Here is an 18,156-nt window from a genome sequence, read left to right on the forward strand (position 1 = left end):
CTGTTATACCTCCTCTATGTTAAAAAATTCGTTGAATTCATGGACTTCGTCCTGCTCCGGAAGAATAAACGTTTCCTGGGCCGGATCATTGTTGAAGGCTGCTGCTTCCTCAGGCCAGCAGCGCTGACGCTGAAAGCTGATCTTGTTGCCCCTTGATTTCAGTGTGGCCTTATGGGTAGCCGGTATCCCCTCATTGCTGACAATCAAATGGGCATTATTTCCGCCCAGTCCAAAGGCGCTGACGCCGGCGCGCAGAATACCATTTTCACTGGTCCATTTCTTTGCGTTTTGCACGGGGTAAAAGGGTGATTCCGCAAAATTGAAGCGCGGGTTGGGCGTGGCGCAGTGCAAGGTCGGCGGCAGTTCCTGCCGGGTTATGGCCAGCAGGACTTTGATCATGCCGGCCGCCCCGGCCGCGCTGAGCAAATGCCCGATGTTGCTTTTTACGCTGCCCACCCCGCAAAATTGTTTTTTGGCGGTGTGTTCCGCAAAAACCCGGGTCAGTGCTCTTAATTCGATGGGATCGCCAATCAAGGTGCCGGTGCCGTGGGTTTCCACATAGCTGATCGTTTCCGGACTGACGCCGGCAGCCGTTACAACGGTTTTAATAAGCGCCTGCTGCGCCTCCGGATTAGGCGTCGTGACCCCCATCGTATTCCCGTCGCTGTTTAAGGCCGACCCGTCGATCACGCCGTAAATTTTATTATCGTCTTGAATGGCTTTGTGCAGGGGTTTTAACACCAGTACCCCGCAGCCTTCCCCTAAGCCAATTCCGTCAGCCCCGGCGTCAAAGGTCTTGCAGCGCCCGTCGGGGGATAAAATTCCCGCGGCGCTCAAGCCGACAAAGACCTGCTCGTCCAATAAAATATCAACCCCTCCGGCTAAGGCAATTTCCGCTTCGCCGTTCTGAAGGCTTTTAACGGCTAAATGAATGGCGGTTAACGCACTGGCGCAGGCTGCGTCTACGACCATATTGGGGCCTGTGAAGTTATACACATGCGCTAAATGAACGGCAATGAAATTTTGTCCTACGCCGGTAACCCAGCCTTTGTCCTTTTTCTTGAGTTTAGCGATAAAGTTGGCTGACCTTGCACCGGCAAAGACGCCGACCCGCTTTCCCCATAAATCTTTTTTGCCGTAACCGGCATCGGCCAGGGCTTCCGCACTTACCTCCAGCCATTGCCGCTGCAAGGGATCGATCTGCGGCGCCAGCGACGCCGGTATCTTAAAATAGTCGGGATCAAAGTTTTCTATGCCGTCAATAAAAGCCCCCCATTTACTGATACTCTTTCCGGCCTCAAAGGGACGGGCGTCGTAATATTTCTCCCAATCCCACCGCGATGTGGGCACTTCGCGCATACTGTCTTTCCCTGACCGCAGGTTATCCCAATATTCCTGGATATTCCCCGCGTCAGGAAAATGGCAGGCTATACCAACCACGGCAATCCGGTCTTTATGTCCGTCGGGACTGCTGTGGTTGGCGGGGCTGGCCGGCTGGCCGCCTGTGGACGGCTCCGCGCCCTTTTCCGTAACTTCCTCAATGGCAAATAAGGCCGCCATTGCTTCAGGATAGGTTTGCGTCAAATAAGCGGCCAGGCTCCCCAGGGTCGGATATTCGAGAAGAACCGACGGTTCCAGCGAGATGGTTCTTAACTCCCGGTCCATCCTGGTAATGACCTGGGCCAGTAAAATCGAATCCATGCCATATTCTTGAAACGGTACGTCCGCCTCCCATTTCCCCCGCTCCAGCTTCAATTCCCGGGAAAACAGGGAAACCAGCCAGGCTTGCACTGCCTGTAGCAGGTCGTCTGCATTCTGCGGCGGCCGGGCGTCAGGCCGCTCCATTGGCCTAGGAGCCGCTGCGTCCTTACTGATTGTGCTTTGCATAAGCCCGGCAGGCCGCCATAAAGCCGGATCAACCACCGCCGGCAGAATAACAGGGCCCGCCTGCCCGGATAAAATCCGGTCCAGGAACTGCAGCCCTTCGGCATTTGTATGGCTAAGCAGCCCTGTTTGCCGGTAGGCTTTGCTTTTTACTTCGCCCATCCCGGTTTCCTGCCAATTGGGCCACTCGATACTGACGATCGGACTGGAATGACTGTTGGCTTCGGCAAAATAATCCATATAGGCGTTGGCCATGGCATAATCGCTTTGCCCGGCGGCTAAAGCGGGAATGATTGCGGATACCGAGGAAAACAACACAAAAAACTGCAAAGGCTCCTCTAGAAAGGTTTGATACAGGCTGGCCAGTCCCGCTGTTTTCGGCGCTAATACCTGCTCGATCCCGGCGGCGGATTTGCGGATAAAGGCGGGATTTTCCCGGTCGCTCAGGCCCGCGCAGTGCAGGAGGCCGCCAATGGGTCCCCAACGGGCCTTTATTTCCTGCAGACTCAGCCGGACGGCGGCAGGGTCTGTCAATGGGACGGACAGCACCTCAACTTGTGCGCCGTGCGCTTCCAAAGCCTGAACGGCTTTGATTTTGCGGGCCAGCGGGGTGTTCTCCCGGTAAGAGGCCCATTGTTCCCGCGGCGGCATACGCTCCCGCCCGGTAAGGACTAAGCGCTTAACGCCATGCCGCCTTACAAAATGCTCGGCGCATAAGTACCCCAGGCCGCGCGTCCCGCCTGTAATCCACAGCACATGGCCTTCCGGAAAATCCAAAACCTCCCGGCCGCCGTCAAACACTTGCACTGGGGCCAGAACAGCCCGGTAACGCCGTCCCTCCCGGTAGCAAACCTCAGCGTCCCTGCTGTCCAGGTGAAACTCGGCGGCAATCTGCCGCGCCAGGGTGTCATCATCCATTGCCCGTTCCACATCCATATGTCTTGACCGCAGGTGGCGATACTCGCTTTGCAGCATCCGGTACAACCCGGCGCGGGTAGCTCCGGACAGGTTGACCGCCGTATTCCGGTACGTCTCCAGACCTTTGGTTACGCCGAGCAGCACCAAGCCGTCCTTATGTCCGTGTTCAATCAATTGCTGCAGCCACGCCAGCCAGTCAAGGGCGGCATGTTGTTCCTGGCCGCAGCCGGTCAAGTCGATACAACCGTCATAGCTTAGCCATTCCTGTTCCGACTGCCGGAACAGGAATGCCGGATCATCAATAGCGCAGAGCCGGCTCTGCGGCAGGTACTGAGCAAGCCGGTCCGCCAGTTCTTTTGTTTCCGGTGTGGTGAATATGGCAATTGTCCGCTGCAATTGTCTGGTTGGAACGGCTGAGCAGATTTCCCAGTGTTTCCGGAGGAAGCTCTCTGCCCGCTGCACCGGACCGACAGCCTGTTGCGCCGCCCATTCTACAGCCTGGACCTCGCCGGCCTGCTCCGGCGGCAAAAACTGAAGAGAGCCTGCCGGGTCTGCCGCGGCGCTGCTGCCGGACTGGCTGCCGGCCGCAGGAACCCAATAGCGCTCCCTGGCAAAAGGATAGGTAGGCAAACTAATGCGGCGAGGCTTGTTGCCGCCATATAGCTTGTTCCAGTCAAAATTTAAACCTTTAACCCAAAGGTCCAGTAATTTTGCATATTTTCCTTTGCTGATCCAAATATCAATGATCGCGGCCATATCCTCATCGGCGGCCAAAACATTTAAGGTGTCCTGATTGCGCTTGACCTGGCCGCTGTACCGGCTGCCGCCGCCCGCCGGCCCTGTGGCAAAGCTGTCTAGCTTTTCGGCCAGCTCTTGAACCGAGTCAACAAGAAAGCCCAGGCGTTCTTCCATGGCCTCGCGCCCTACTTGCAGCGTGTAAGCCATATCGGCCAGGTTAATACCAGCGTATTGCCGCGCCTGGATTGCGGTCAGCAGTTGCCGCGCCTGCTCCTGCAGCCGTTCTTTGGTCTTGGCTGACAGCACAATCATCGCCGGCTGCTGAGGAGCGCCGGCCATCATTGCCGGCTCCTGCTGCGGGGCAATATATTCTTCGATGACGACATGCGCGTTGACGCCGCCAAAGCCAAACGAGCTTACCCCTGCCCGGCGGGGCAGATCGTTGCCCTGCGCATCCTGCAGCGCTTCCCATTCCTTGGTTTCCTGAACGATGTAAAAGGGACTGTCCTGGAGTCGAATGTAGGGATTGACCGTATCCGCGTGCAGGCTTTTGACCAGGGTTTTGTGTTTGAGCTGCAATAATACTTTCAATACGCCCGCAACCCCTGCGGCCAGTTCCAGATGGCCGATATTGCCCTTTACCGAACCCAGGCCGCACTGGCCGTCCGCAACCTGCGGGTCGCCCGCGGCCCGGTACAGTTCCCGGAAAGCGGACTTTAAACCGTTGACCTCAATGGGATCGCCAAGCTCGGTGCCTGTTCCGTGGGCTTCGATATAACCGACGGACCGCGGATCAATGCCGGCTTTTTGATAGGCTTCGCACAGCAGTTCCGCCTGGGCCTTGGGATTGGGCGCCGTCAGAGAATTGGCGCGGCCGCCATGGTTCTCGGCGCTCCCCCGGATGACAGCGTAAATATGGTCCCCGTCCCGCTGGGCGGTGGCCAGCTTCTTTAGGAACAGCATGCCAACGCCTTCGCCCCGCACATACCCATTGGCTTGGTCCGAAAAGGGTCTGCACTTGCCGTCCGGCGAAAGCATGCCGGCTTTGCTGAAACTGATGTAATACTCCGGTGTAACGATGGTGTTGACGCCACCGGCTATGGCCATCTCGCAGCTCCCGCCGGCGATGGCGCTCACCGCCCGGTGGAGCGCGACCAGTGAACTGGAGCAGGCGGTTTCAATCGGTTCGCTGGGGCCGTGGATATTGAGAAAATAGCTCATCCGGTTCGGCCCGACCGAAGGCACCGCGCCGGTGGCAGTATAGCCTTCAATCGCTGCATTTGCTTTGGCCAGCAATCCGCCGTAGCCGCTAGCGGCGGTACCGGCAAAGATTGCCGTTTTGGTGCCCGAAAGACTTTGCGCCGAATAGCCGGCATCTTCGATGGCTTTCCAGATATAGGTCATCATCAGACGCTGCTGGGGGTCCATGAACTCGGCTTCCCGGGGTGAAATTCCGAAAAACAAAGGGTCAAACTCGTCGATTCCGTCAATAAAACCGCCCCATTTGCTATTGGTTTTATTTGCTTCTGTTGCAGGATCGCCGTAATATTCCCGCCAGTCCCAGCGCTCCCGGGGAATTTCGCTGATACAATGTTTGCCTGATACCAGGTTTTCCCAAAACTGATCCAAATCCCCGGCCAGCGGGAATTTACCGCTAATGCCCACAATGGCGACAGGTTCGGGGCGGACCGGTTCCGGTCCGGCCGGGGCCGCGGCTTTCGCAAACCGGGAGCGCCGCCCTGTACCGGGCGGGCTGTTGGCCGCTTCTTCCGCCGCAGCCTGCCCGACTGCCCCGGCTGGCGCCGCAAACCGGGCCGCAAGGGCGGCCTGGTGCTCCGCCGCCAGATGTTTTGCCAGACCGGCAATGGTTGGATGTTCGAAAAATATGGTAGGCATCAGTGACAGCTGATATTGCCGGTTAAGCTGTTTGGCTAACTCGATAAAGGCAATTGAGTTAAAGCCGTATTCATTCAGTTTTGTCGCGGTATTCAGATCCTCAAGCCTGATCTTAAGTAACGCCGCTACCGTTTGCACCAAAGCGGCCTCTACCTGATCGGCTAAACCGCCGGCAACCGTTCTCGTTGAAGTCCATACCGGAGCCTCCTTGGGCGGCAAAGCAGCGGAATCTCCGCCTGCGCCCACTATGACCCGGGCTTCTCCGGCATCCGGGTTCCGGGACAAAGCTGCCCCGGAACCTGCCGAACCCTCCAGAACCCGCGGCGAAAATCCCTTCATCCGCACGCAAACCCGGCCCTGCTCGTCGCACAGGTCAACATCCAGTTTCAGTACACTGTCTCCGGCCTTGCCGCCTGCACTGTAGCGGACCAGGGACCACATGGCCGCCGTGCACTTGCCAAGCACTTCCAGCTCCTGCAGCGTAAACGGGATAGATAATTGGGCAAGAGCGACGCCGCCCGTCTCCAGCGCCTGAACAGCGCCTGCCATCAGACCGAGGCTGACATGCAGGGATGAATCCAGCATGCTGGGATGAAGGACAAACTGCTCCAGGGTATCGGCGACAGCGGCCGGCAAAGACAATTTGCCCAGCGCCTGACCCGCGCCGGCATAGATCGCTTCCACGCCTTGAAAGCCTGGACCAAGATCCAGCCCTACCGCCCGATAAGCCTGATAGCATTGGCCGGAATTCAAACCGGTCTGACTGCATTCAGCCTGTAAAGCTTTCAGGTTTACAGCCGGCGCTTCTTCCACACCGCCGAGCGCCGCCGTACCCTGGCAATGAACCATCCGCCCCGCTTCGCCCGCATCGGTTTGACTATAAATTTCAAAGGCAATTTCACCGGTTTCTTCGGGAAAAAGTCCGATGTGTACCTGCGCTGCCTGCTGGTCTACCACCAGGGGATGGACCCAAACGATATGTTTAAGCCGCAGCCGGGGCGGGCTTGTTTGCAAGACTCCCGCGGCCTGCGCCACTGCCGCCCGGGCCATCTCCAGGCAAGCCACGCCCGGCAGCACCAGCCGTCCCTGAACGCGGTGATCGCGCAAGAAAAACTCCCGGCCCGTAAAGGTCGAACTGAAACGCTGCTCGAAGAGGTCGGAGGTGTTTTGGTGCAACAGAGGCTGAATGGCGCCGGCTGCGGTCGCCTCATGCGCCGGTGCAGGCACCCAGTAGCGGTTCCTGGCAAAGGGATAAGCGGGCAGAGCAATCCGGCGCACGGCCGTCCCGGCATGCAGCGACTCCCAGGGGATTTTGCAGCCTTGCGCCCAATAGAGCGCAATTTTTTCCAGCTTGTTTTCCGCCAGCAGCGTTTGTATGACCGTTTCCCCCGCTTGCCCGGACAGAAGCTTGTTAACATCCGCGTCGTCTGCCGCCTGTCCGGTAAATACGGGGATGGCTGTTGCCGCCTGGCTTCCGTCTTTCATCAAGGTTTGGCATTCCCGCAGGCCTTGGAGCAGTTCGGCCCGGGTTTTTACCACCATGGCCGCCCGGGCGTTCATTTCTTCCCGTCCGATCTGGAGCGTATAGGCCAGGTCGGGCAGGGAAAACGCGTTTTGCTGCTCAACAAATGCCAGCATTTGCTCAATCATGGCCTGCAAACGCCCGCTGTTCTTAGCCGAAAAAATGACAATTTGCGGCGAATGGGCGGCAGGAGCAGGCTCCTGCCGCAAAGGGATATATTCTTCCACAATCAAATGGGCATTCGAGCCTCCCGCCCCGTACGAACTGACAGTCGCCCGCCTCGGGAACTCATGTTCCCGGCCCTCAATCCTTGCCACCGGCCGCTTCCACTCCTGCAGTTCCCGCTGCAGGTAAAACGGGGTGCCGGCAAACTGGATATCGGGGTTTTGCGGCTCGGTTTTAATGGACGGAACCAGCTGTTGATGCTGCAGCTGTAAAATCACCTTCGTCAACTGGGCAATGCCCGAGGCGGCTTCCGGGTGGCCGATGTTTGATTTCACCGAACCGATGGCGCAAAACTGCTGATCGGCGGTAAATTGCCGAAAGGCTTTGTTCAGGCCGGCCACCTCAATGGCGTCGCCGAGAGCGGATCCGTTGGCGGCTGCTTCCACATAGCTGATGCTCCGGGGATGGACCCCGGCATGTTTAAAATGCTCGGCAATTAATTGCGCCTGTCCATGCAGGCTGGGAACGGCGAATCCGCTCGTATGGCCCCCGTGATTGGCCGCAGTCGATTTGATTACCGCCAGGATGGAATCCCGGTCCTCGATGGCCTTGTCCAGCGGCTTTAATAATACGGCGCCTACACTTTCCGCCGGAAGATAACCGTCTCCAGCCCCAAAGCTTCTGCTGCCCTCATGACTGCCAAGCAATTGTGCCTGACTCAGCCCCAGGTATTTCCTGGGATGGATCGACAGATTGACGCCGCCGGCGATTGCCAGCCGACAATCACCCCGCAGCAAGCTTTGGCAGGCCATATGGACGGCCTGCCCGGAAGAAGAGCACATAGTGTCCACAGCCACGCTGGGACCCTGGAAATTAAAATAATGGGAAACCCGGTTGACAATGGAACTGTAGGAGGACACGGCGATTGCCGCCTCGTGAGCCGCATCGGCGGCAAACGCGTGATACTGCTGGAACATCGCACCGGCATAAACCCCGACCCTGGATTGATATTGGCGGGCCAAGGTGTCCCGCGTATAGCCCGCATTTTCCAGCAGCTGCCAGACAGTTTCCAGGAAAAGGCGATCCATGGGATCCATCAGTTCCGCTTCCCGCGGCGAGATATTGAAAAACAGGGGATCAAACTGATCCATGCCTTCGATGAAGCCGCCCCAGCGGCAGTAAGTTTTTCCCGGCTTACCCTTATCCTGATCAAAGTATAACCGATGGTCCCAGCGATCCCGGGGAATTTCAACGATACAATCTTTGCCGGCCCTGAGATTACGCCAGAATTCCGGAATGGTTCCGGCCCCGGGATAACGTCCGGCAAGGCCGATGACCGCAATGTCCTGATCCCTGTCAGGCCGCAGTGCGGACGCATCGCTTTCCGGCCGTTCAGGCCGGAGAAACCGTCCCGGTTTTCCCGGCGGCCGTCTGCTGCGCGCCGGCAGCGGCTGAGCAACAGCTTCATGATCGCCGGCAAATTCCCGCTCAGCAAGGGATTGGCCTTTTAATTCGTTTAACCCGGTCAGCGCCAGCAAGGAATCCGGCCTGGTTTTTAGGAAATGTTCCACCAGGGCGTCAATGGTCTGATATTCAAAAAACAGGGTACTGTGAATATCAGCCATTACCTTGCTTAGCTGATTGGTTAATTGAACAACCAAAATTGAATCAATACCGTATTTTTCCAGGGGCTCGGCGGAATCAATTTTATCAACCGGAATTTTTAGCGTTTCGGCCGCCAGCTTTTGAATATAGGCTGTGCTTTCAGCCCGCAGCCATTCCTGTGTTACGCCTTTTGCCGCCAATGGAAGTCCGGTTTTTGAAGTTTGCTCCGCCGCCGGCGTCTTGGCAGCCGGCCGCACCGACACTTTATCCGCCGGCTGCCGTTGCTGCCGGACAACGCCGTCACTGACGGCGGCGATGATCTGCTGACCCAGTTCATGCGCCCCGGACGCCGGAAATAAGAGCGTTCCGAAACCTTCGCTTCCCAGCACCGTCCGCCAGGTTTCGGCAGCCAGGCCGGGGCAGCCGGGCAGGCGCAGAGCCGTGTCCTCGTATAACCACCAGCCTTCCAGCAAACCGAAGGTCAGGTGGGCAAACAAAGCCTTGCCGCTGATTTCATTTAACAGCAGCAGCCCGTTTTTCTTTAAGGCCGTCTTGGCATTGCGCAAGGTTTGCCGGATATTGCGGGTGGCGTGCAGCACATTGGCTGCAATGACAACATCGTACCCGCCCGGGCTGATGTTTTGCCCGTTAAAGGGCGCTGCCACGTTAAAAATCCGATAAGTCAGATAGGGGTTTTCCGGACCATATTCCTGTTGGGCATGCAATAAAAAAGCCTGGGAAATATCCGTATAGCAATATTCCCGGATATGCTCCCGGTAAGGCTGTAGTTTTTGGAAAACCATGGCGCTGGTTCCCCCTGTGCCTGCTCCGATTTCTAAAATTTTGATTTGAGCGGCTGAATCCTGTTCCAGCCGTTCTTGCAGATAGGCCGTCAGGGTATCGGCCAGTACTTCGTTAAAATAGTCCGCCACCAGGTTGCCTTTGTAGATCCCCTCGACCAATTGCAGGGAGGAGGCCGGAAACAGGATCTCCGTGGCAGGCACTCTGCCTGTAAGAATTTCCGGCAAGGCCCGCAGCGCTGCCTCCGCCAAAATCACCCGGGCTTTCGTGCCGGGGTTTTCCAGCCAGGCGTCTTTTTTCAGTTCCCACTCTTGCCAAACCGCATCCATATCGACCGGTGCGGTATCCATTACGGAGCACCGCTCACCGTCCCGGCTCAGGTAACCGTTCCGGCTCAACACCGCTATGCTTTCATCCAGCCACCGGTGATATAAGCTGCGCAGCCCGGCCCGGGCTTTCAGGTCGTCCGGCGCCGTATTCGGTTCGGTAAATAATCCCATAGACTGCAATTGACCCCATAACAGCCGGCAGAGAAAGCGGTCAAACTCCTTGCTCTCAGAATCTACCCGGGACTGAATCCGCCGGACCTCCGTCCCCGTCCCCGGAATCCGGCTCTTGATGCCGGAAACGGGCGGGGCGGCAGTGTCCGGATAGACGATGATCCGTTCCCGGGCATTGATTCCTTCCAGTACGGTCACCGGTTTGATTGCCTTGAGCAGCGCCATTTGATTCAGCGGCCCGGCCAGCAGCGCCTCCAGAGCCGCCATCGCTTCCGCGGGTTCAATGGAACCTAAGCCCAGCTGCTCCATCCTTTCCTGATAAGGCTGGGCGGCGACAATGCCGGTGCTGCCCCAATACCCCCAGTTCATTACTTTTACGGCGCAAGGCCATTCCCGGGAAAGCTGGCTGGCAAAAGCATCCTTGAACGTGCAGCCGGCGGCATAGTTGCTCTGTCCGGCGGATTTGGCAAACACGGCGATTGAGCTGAAAAACAGGACAAAGTCCAGGGGTTCAGCTTTGCAGGCTTGAGCGATACGCACGCTCACAGCCACCTTGGCTGCAAGAGCGGCTCTGAAGTTTTCCTCTTCCATCTTCGCCAGGCTTTTATCCGCCAGTACGATGGCGGCATGAACGACTCCGTTGATCTTTGCATAGCGCTCTTTGATTGCTTCGACGGCTTGCTCCAGGGCCTGACGGTCGCTGGCGTCCGCGGCGATGTAGTGCGGCGCCGGGCCCAGACCGGACAGCCTGTCCAGCTTGGCCTGAATGGTTTGGTCCTTGCCCCGCCGGCCGATCCAAATGATTTGGGCCTGATAAGCCCGGATCATATATTCGCTCCAGGCTTCGCCAATGCCGCCGGCTCCGCCGATCACCACATACACGCCGCCCGTCTGGTAAAGGGTCCGGTCGATTGCGGGACGGCTGAGCGGGATCAGCTGCTGCCGATGCCACTCGCGGCTCCGGTAGAGCCAGGCGTTTCCCTGCGGATCGGCCGGTAAAGTGAAAATATCCTCAAGCGGCCAGTCGCCCCCGGCTTCCAGGTCGATGAGCCGGATCTTCCAGTTGGGATACTCCTTGGCCACCGAACCGATGAACCCGTGCAGGCCGGCATGGGTTGGGTTGACGGGTTCGCCCGGATACACAGGCTGCGCCTGGATGGTGACCAATGTCCAGGCTAAATCCCTGCCGCTATAGCCTAAACTAAGCAGGGCTTTCATCGTTCTGAAAATCCGGAGCACGCCTTGCTCCTGTTCTTCAATTACTGCGTCATCCGCTAAAGACCCCAAAGGATTCCCGGGAGCAATCCACATCAGGTGATCGACGAAACCATGCGCCGCCAGTTTTTGGGCTATTTCTGCGCTGCTGTCCCCGGGTCGGAGCTCAAGGAGGTGCGCTTGCGGATAGCATTGCCGAAGGAGCTCGTTCAGGTCTTTCGTTCCTCCGGCAATGACCAGCTTGTCGGCAGGCGCCGGCAAGACCTGACCTTTCTCCAGAGGAACCGGATTCCACACGGGAGTCAGCAGCACGTTTCCGTCCGTAATTTCTCCCGGGGAAGTTTGGAACGGAACTGCCTGCGGCGCCTTGCCGGCGGGGATATCGCCTTCCAGCACTCTGGAGGAAAGTCCTCTCAGCCTGACCAGAATCCGGCCTTGCTCATCGCCCAGGTCAATATCGAATTTGCGTACCTGCTCTCCTCTGCCGTCATTGAAACGGAGCAAAGCCCACATGACCGGCTGGCAGGGGCCAGACAGTTCCAGTTCCTCCAGTGCAAAGGGCAGGAGCGGCGAGTCCGGTCTGTTCCCGGAAACCAGAAGCAGGCCGATGGCCGCCTGCAGGGCGGAATCCAGCATGCCGGGATGCAAAACGAACGCTTCCTGCGGCCGGAAACTGACGGACGGCAGGGAGAGTTTCGCCAATACCTGCCCCTGCCCCACCCACACCGCGGCAAGTCCCTGGTGCGACGGGCCATAGTCGATCGCCATCGCCTGAAAAGCCTCATAGCACCGGGCCGGGGAAAACGAAGCGAGGCTGCACTCGGCCCGCAGGGCGGGCAGATCTAATGTTTGCGCTGCGGCGGATGCGTCCAGCGCCGCCATGCCCTGACTGTGCACGACGGGCCCGGCCGCTGCGCAGTCACTATATATTTCGTAGGAAATTTCCCCGCTGTCTTCCGGATAAAGCCGGATCTCCACCGGCACAGGCTGTTCATCCACAACAACGGGCCGGGTCCAGACCACGTTTTTGAGCCGGATCCCGGCGCCGCTTGCCGCCCGGACGCCGGCGGCCTGTTCCACTGCCGCCCGGGCCATTTCCAGATAGGCCACCCCGGGCAGAACCCGCCGGCCTTTTACGACATGATCGGTCAGGAAAAACTCATTGCCGGTAAAGGTGGAACTGAACCGCTGCGCGGTAAGGTCGGAGGTGTTTTGGTGCAATAAAGGATGGAGGTAAGCTGCCGGCGTTGCCGCTGGCCCGCCGGCGGCTTGGCCGCCTGTTTCGTCCAGCCAGTACCGTTCCCCGCCAAAAGGATAGGTTGGCAGGCTGATGCGGCGCGGTTTCGGCTCGCCGTACAGCTTGCTCCAGTCAAAACTGAGGCCCTTGACCCAAAGCGCCAACAGCTTCGCATACTTCCCTTTGCTAAGCCAGGTATCAATGAGTTTCGGCATATCTTCATCCGCGGCAAACACGGCCAATGTCTCATGGTGGTTTTTTACCTGCCCTTGATAGACGTCTTCCATATCCTCCTGATCTTCCAGATAACGGTTCAGCTTTTCGGAAAGCTCCGCGCTAGAACCGGCCAGCAGGCCCAGGCGTTCTTCCATCGCTTCCCGGCCCAGCTGGAGGGTGTAGGCCATATCGGCCAAATCTCTATCGCTGTATTGCTGTGCTTGAAGTGCGGACAGCAATTGCCGCGCCTGCGCTTTAAGCCGGTCTCTGCTCCTGGCCGACAGTACGATGATTGCCGGGTTTTGCGGAGTTATCGCAATGGGCGGCGGCTGCGGATCGGCGTATTCTTCGAGCACAATATGGGCATACGTACCGGCCATCCCAAAAGAGCTGATCCCCGCCCGCCTTGGCCCGTCCGCCGGTTTTTTCCATTCCTCGGTTTCCCGGTTCAGATAGAGCGCCGACTGATCCAGCTGAATATAGGAATTAAGCGTATGAAACCGCGGCAAAGTTGGAATTTGACGGTGCTTCATCTGCAGAATGACTTTCAAAATGCCGGCAATTCCCGCCGCTCCTTCCGTATGGCCAATATTGGCTTTAACTGAGCCGATCGCGCAAAACTGCTGCCTTTGCGTAAACCGTTGAAAGGCTTTTTTCATACTGTTGATTTCAATAGGGTCGCCCAGCTTGGTTCCTGTGCCGTGGGCTTCGATATAACTGATGGTTTCCGGGTTGATACCGGCATCCTGCCAGGCTTTCACAATGACATTTTCCTCACCGTCAACGCTCGGGGCGGTGAAAGAAGGGGTATAACCGCCATGCAGTGCTGCCGAGCCTTTTACCACCGCATAAATATGATCTCCGTCTGTTTGCGCCTGCCGCAAGGGCTTCAACAGGATGCCGGCAATGCATTCTCCCGGTACATAGCCGTCCGCGGCGGCGTCAAAGGTATGGCAGCGTCCGGTGGGCGATAAAGCGCCAAGACTGGCAAAATAGCGATAATGCCAGGATGACAGAAGCAAATTGGCTCCTGCGACAAAAGCCATGCCGCATTCTCTATTGCGCAAAGCATGGCAGGCATAATGCAGGGCGAACAAGGAGGAGGAGCAGGCGGTATCCACCGCTATGCTGGGACCTGTTAAGTCAAATAAGAAGGAAATACGGTTGGCAATGACCGTTTGGGCGTTGCCGGTACCCATATAGGGGTCCACAGGAAGGTTCAGCTCGGCCATCTTATCCGCGTAATCATGCGAGCAAACGCCGACAAATACGCCGGTATCGGTGCCCCGTAACTGATTGATGCGGCCTGCGTCCTCCGCAGTGGCGTAAATGATTTGCAGCAGCAGCCGCAGCTGCGGGTCCATCCATTCCGCTTCCCGGGGCGAAATATTAAAAAATCCGGCGTCAAATTTAGCCACATCATTAATAAAACCGCCCCATTTGCAATAGGTTTTATCTTTAGCCTCCGGGCTGCGGTCATACCAGGGACGGTAATCCCAATGATCCGGAGGAATTTCCCTTATCACGTCTTTCTTGTCACGCAAATTTTGCCAGAATTGTCCCAGGTTTGATGCGCCCGGGAACAAACCGTTCATCCCGATCACCGCGATATCATCTCTTATCAACCCGGCGGATGCAGTGGCGGCCGATAATGCCGGCGGCCGGACCCGGCCGGGCGGTAAGGGTTCCGGCGCAGTTTGGGTCGGGAATATTTCGGCGGGAGTGGAAACCAGGGGTTGTTTTGCCTCGCTCCCGCTGAGTTGAGCGAATGAATGCTGATGCTCCCGGGAAAAAAAAGCGGTAAGGTCTTTCAGGCTGGGGTATTCGAAAAACAGGGTGGGATATAATTCAATGTTTAAGTCTTGTTCGATTTCGCCGGCCACCGCCACCAACTGATAGGATTCCAGGCCCAGGTCCATCAGGTTAACCTCTAGGTTTACAAGTTTTGCCGGATCAGGTACAACCTTACTTAACTTCTTCGTCAGGTATTTTTGAATTTTAAAGGACAGCCCGGCTGTATTGGGCGCGGGTTGATGGAACCCGGCAAACTCAGACAGGGGCTCTGCGGCCGGAATTTCATCGCCGGAGCGAAGCCGTTTCAGCGAGCACCCTGAAAATTGAGCCACAACCTGGGACTGATCATTCACCACATCCGCATCAAACACGATCATTTCCCCTGAGTTTTTTACCAGCTTCACCAACAGCCAGCATTGTTCCAGGCGGCCGCTTTTCCGAAAATAAATATCCTTCACGCCAAAAGGCAGAAAACCGCCGCCAATAGCTCCGATTAAGGGGACCACGGCCTGAAAGGCACTGTTAGTAATTAGCGGATGCAAAGCATAATCATGAATTTCCTGCAGAGAGGCTTCCTGCAAAGCAATCCTTGCCAGCACCTGCTCCTTTCCTGTATAAAGCCGGGTGATTGTCTTGAAGCTGTCGCCCAGGGCAACGGCGGGATTGGCCGAATAAATCTGCTCCGGGTGCTGAAATTCTTCTAAAGCGGCTTTCACCGTTTCTATATCGATGGATTGGCTTTCGCAAGCGGCTTTTTGCAATTGCCCGGTAGCGGTAAGCTCCCAGGCTGTTGCCGCCGTCTCACGATACCTGACCTCGAAATCAATCGTACTTCCGGTTTGTACCGGCTCAACCAGAACCTCAATCTGCCGGCCCGGTTTCAGTTCAATGGCTTTTACAAAGCTCAGCCGGTGCAGTCGGACGCTGTTTTCCCATGGAAAGAGCTTAAAAAAGGCGTTGATTGCCAGACTGCCGTGAGTCACGCCGATCAGCACCTGCTCGCCAAAGACGGTATGGTCTTTGAGATATGGCTCATCATAGGCGTATCGCTCAGGTTCAATTTGCCCCTGCTCCTCCAGGGTTGGCGGCGGGAGTCCTTCCCGGCTTGAAAAGGCACTGCTGCTGCCGTTCAGCCAGTAGCGTTCCTTGGCAAAGGGATAGGTCGGCAGGCTGCAGCGCCGGGGTTTGTCATCGCCATACAGCAGGCTCCAGTCTACGTTCAGCCCTTTCACCCATAATTCCGCGGCTTTTTTAAGCTCCTTTTTTCGCAGCAAGGCGGCTACGGTGGCTTCCTCCGCTGCACTGACCTCCCTGCTGCTTCCATGAGCCGTCAGAACCTCCGCCGGCGAATTTTGCTCAACAAACCCGGCGATCGCCTGGAGCAAGCTCTCTCTGCCCGCCGCCAAAACAGCGAGCCGGTAGTCCATTGCTTCGCGGCTTACCTGTAAAGTATAGGCAACATCCGCCAGTGCAAGATCCGGATTGGCTTCCAGGCAATCCTTCATGCTTTGTGCATAAACTTTCAATTGCTCCTGGCTTTTGGCCGACAATACAAATACGGCCGGATCACCGGCATTGACTGCCGCCGGTGCTCTGACGGCGGCTTTTGGAATATATTCTTCCAGGACAATATGGGCATTTGTTCCGCTAAAGCCAAAGGAACTGACCCCGGCGCGCCGGGGCGCATTCGGGGCAGTATCCCAGGGCAGCAAAGCGGTATTGACGAAAAATGGAGAATCAGCAAAATTAAAATGCTCATTAGGGTTTGTAAAATGCAATGTCGGCGCCAGTTTTTTATACCGCATGGACAACAATATTTTTTGAATGCCGGCGATACCGGAAGCTGCTGCGGTATGGCCGATATTGGTTTTGACCGAACCTATGGCGCAAAAATTCTGTTGCGCCGTCTTCTCTTTAAACACCGTGGATAAAGCCTCTAATTCGATGAGATCCCCCAGCTTCGTCCCTGTTCCATGCATTTCAATATAACTAATGCCGGCCGGATCTATTTGATATTTATTATATATTTCCCGCGCCAATTCAATCTGGCTGTTCCTGCTGGGAGCAGTAATCCCGTTTGTTTTACCGTTCTGATTGATTCCTGAGCCAATGATCAGGCCATGAATTACATCCCGGTCGTCCTCGGCGTCCTGCAATCGCTTTAATACCAGCGCTCCCACACCTTCTCCGGGCACAAAGCCATTGGCGCTATTGTCAAAGGCTTTGCACCGGCCGTCCGGCGACAGCATCCCGGCCGCGCACATCGCGAGATAAGACTCCGGCAGCAGGTATAGACTGACACCGCCAACCAGCGCCAGATCAAGCTCTCTGTTCAATAAGGCCTGGCAGGCGAAATGGGTGGCCACCAAAGAGGAAGAGCAGGCTGTATCGATGGGAATTGCCGATCCCTTCAGATTCAGAAAATACGGAATGCGGGCCGCCGCAATCGCAAAACTGTTGCCGGTTGTATTCAGCCGGGCCAGCGGGTGATTATAGAGCAGCAGGCCATACTCATTGCTCATAATCCCAAGATAGACACCGCATTTTTTGTTGCTCAGCGCCGGGCGGGTCAGACCTGCGTCCTCAAAGGCTTTATAGCCTTCCTGCAGGAAAATGCGGTGCTGCGGGTCGATCGCTGCGGCTTCCGCTGGGGAAATATGAAAAAACAATGGATCAAAGCATTCGATATCCTCCAGCATGCCCATCCATTTGCAAACCATTTTTCCCGTACCGGCCGGGCTTGGCTCATAGTATTGGTCCACAGCCCAGCGATCGTCAGGAATTTCCCGCACCGAGTTTTTCGCCCGGACCAGATTGGCCCAATATTGTTCCAGATTAGCCGCCCCGGGATACCGGCCCGACATACCGACAATAGCGATAGCTTCCTTGCCTGATATAAAATGCGCCGGATGCAGGACTGCATTGACCGGCTGCGGCTCGCCCGGGCGCTGGGCCTGCCCTGTGGCCAAAGGCAACGGAAGAGGCTTTTGCTTTCCGGCGGAAGGAAGCGCGGCCAATGTTCCGGCGGCGGCAGGGGCTGCTCCCTGGTCGGGCAATTGGCCGGCTAGGAAGCCGGCGAACTCGCTAAGGCTTGGATAATCATAGAGTTTTGCCGCCGTAATTGAGGTTCCGTACCGGTCGTTGATGACCTTAATCCATTCCACGCCGATGACGGAATCCAGCCCCATATCCGTAAAATTTTTATCCGCTTCGACATCGCTCCGCTTCATGTACAAAATTTCTGCTACGCTTGCCGCCAGTTCTTCCTGCAGGGTTTCCGCCAGGTTTTTTCTGCCGGCCGCCTGTTCAGAGCCGCTGCTATTTCCGGTTGGGGGAAGCAGAACGGCGGTCGAAGCTAACGTGATGGATTGACGGGCCCCTCTTGCCTGCTGACTTGACGGAGCTTGGCCATCCTGACAATACCGCAATGAAATGCCGCTCGGTTTGCCTGACCGGAAGTTTTCAACCTCAATCTTCCGTACTTCATTGCAGTCTGAACGTTCAACCGCCGGGACCGTCACGGCGGCCGGATCATTTTGCGTTTGCAGCTGGCGGATTAAGGCCACTGCCTCGCTTTTTGACAGGCGCTTATTTTTTGCTTCGCCAATAATATATTCCAGAATGGCCTTCATTGTATCCCTCCCAAATTTCGCCTCCAGTGACAT

General features: G+C 56.8%; 1 protein-coding gene. It reads right to left on the reverse strand.

Annotation, left to right across the window (positions count from 1 at the left end):
* Nucleotides 1–3 precede the first annotated feature (3 nt).
* The gene (locus BLR06_RS04795; RefSeq protein ID WP_173812596.1) at nucleotides 4–18,123 is read right to left on the reverse strand and encodes an SDR family NAD(P)-dependent oxidoreductase; all 18,120 of its coding nucleotides are present in this window, start codon (nucleotides 18,121–18,123) and stop codon (nucleotides 4–6) included.
* Nucleotides 18,124–18,156 lie beyond the last annotated feature (33 nt).

It is taken from the genome of Dendrosporobacter quercicolus (assembly GCF_900104455.1).
Classification (GTDB): domain Bacteria; phylum Bacillota; class Negativicutes; order DSM-1736; family Dendrosporobacteraceae; genus Dendrosporobacter; species Dendrosporobacter quercicolus.